Origin of the sequence: Microbulbifer elongatus, assembly GCF_020524885.1 — a bacterium.
GTDB lineage: Bacteria > Pseudomonadota > Gammaproteobacteria > Pseudomonadales > Cellvibrionaceae > Microbulbifer > Microbulbifer elongatus_A.
On the sequence record NZ_JAIVKJ010000017.1, the window covers coordinates 1 to 1796 of the forward strand.

Below are 1796 nucleotides of genomic sequence, written 5' to 3' on the forward strand. Positions count from 1 at the left end.
GCGTTCTGGCTGTAGAAAAACTCTTAAAAACCAGTAGTTTTTGGTAGGATTGGCGGATCATAAAAAGGGATGCCTGCCATGCCCAATTTTAAGCGGTATAACTACAACCAGGATGCGATGGTTGTGATCAATTTCGAGGAGCAGCTACAGCCTGGCACCTTCGAATTTACTCTCCATCACCTGATCGGCATTCATATCGATCTCTCCGTTTTCTACGATAAATACCAGAATGATACCGGTGGCCGTTCGGCCTACGACCCAGCAATCTTGCTGAAGATCATTCTGTTTGCCTATTCGAAGGGCATTACGTCCAGCCGCGAGATCCAGTGGCAGTGCGAGCACAATATTATCTTTAAGGCGCTATCGTGTGATTCGGTGCCGCACTTCACCAGTATTGCCAACTTTATCAGCAGCTATCCCGATGCCATTGAGTCGATCTTCGAGCAGGTACTGATGGTCTGTGACCAGCAGGGGCTGCTTGGCAATGAGCTGTTTGCCATCGACGGTTGCAAAATGTCCTCGAATGCCAGCAAGGAGCACTCGGGCACGTTCAAAGAGCTGGAGCAGAAGCGGGACAAGATCCGAAAGAAGATCCGCCGCTGCCTGAAGGAGCATAAAAAGCTCGACGGCCGTAAGCCTGCGGAGCAAGAGCGCAAACAGCGACTGGCCCAGGCCGCCGAAACCCTGCAAAAACACTTTGAGAAGATCGACCAGTTCCTAAAGACGGCAGCCCCAAGGATGGGGCAGGGCAAGAAACCGAAAGAAGTCAAAAGTAACATTACCGACAATGAGTCGGCGAAAATGACCACCAGTAAGGGCACCATCCAGGGCTATAACGGCATCGCTGCGGTGGACAGTAAGCACCAGATTATCGTTGAGGCGCAGGCATTTGGTGAGGGGCAGGAATACCATACGTTAAAGCCTATTCTGGATGGTATTAATAGACGGTATCGGAATGCGGGTATCCATGAAGATGTTCTCGCCGAACAGGTCATCATTACTGCAGATACCGGATTTTCCAGCGAATCCAACTATGAGCTGCTGAAAAGCCACAGAATCAACGCCTACATTCCGGACAATCAATTCCGTTCTCGGGACAAGGCGTTTGCCCGGCAAAAAGAAAAGCATGGGAAACGTCATCAAGATGCCGCGAAGCGGATTAAGCAGGTGATCCCCGCCAGTGAGTTCACAGTCGATCGGCGCCGCAAGACCTGTATCTGCCCCGCTGGCAATGACATGCTGCTCTATCGGGAGGAACGGATTGGTGCGGGTAAGCGCAAGCTGTTATTTGAAGGACGCCTGACGGACTGTCGGGCTTGCGCGCTCAAGCATGAGTGCATGCGCAATCCGAGTTCGGCAGACACGCGAGAGGGGCACGGCCGGCAAGTATCGTTTACCTGGACCAATGGGCAGACTGCGACGGATTGGATGAAGAAGCGGATCGACAGCCTGGAGGGTAAAACGATTTACAGTCATCGGATGTCCGTGGTGGAGCCGGTATTCGGTAATATCGGCACCAACAAGCGGTTAAATCGCTTTTCCTTGCGTGGTAAAGGCAAAGTACAAGGGCAATGGCAGCTGTTCTGTCTTGTGCATAACATCGAAAAATTGATGCGATATGGGGTTATCCGCTGATCCACAGGGAAAACTACGTTCGCCCGGGCAAACATGGACCATAATTGCGCGCATTGAGTGATTAGGTGAAAAGTCTGTGCTTAAATTGTGGTCATTAATTCAATCGGGAGGTTGGGTCTAAAAACGATTTAATTAAAATTCGTTTTTCTACAGCCTCGTTA

The 1796-nt window shown here is 50.7% G+C and carries 1 protein-coding gene; it reads left to right on the plus strand.

The genetic code is table 11. From position 1 onward, the window contains the following. The first annotated feature begins 78 nt into the window (after positions 1-78). The gene (locus LC059_RS17830; RefSeq protein ID WP_226705228.1) at positions 79-1635 is read left to right on the plus strand and encodes an IS1182 family transposase; all 1557 of its coding nucleotides are present in this window, start codon (positions 79-81) and stop codon (positions 1633-1635) included. Positions 1636-1796: the final 161 nt, after the last annotated feature.

Coding starts and splice junctions, on each gene's coding strand:
- LC059_RS17830 (WP_226705228.1), top strand. CDS start 79: ATGCCCAATTTTAAGCGGTATAACTACAACCAGGATGCGATGGTTGTG.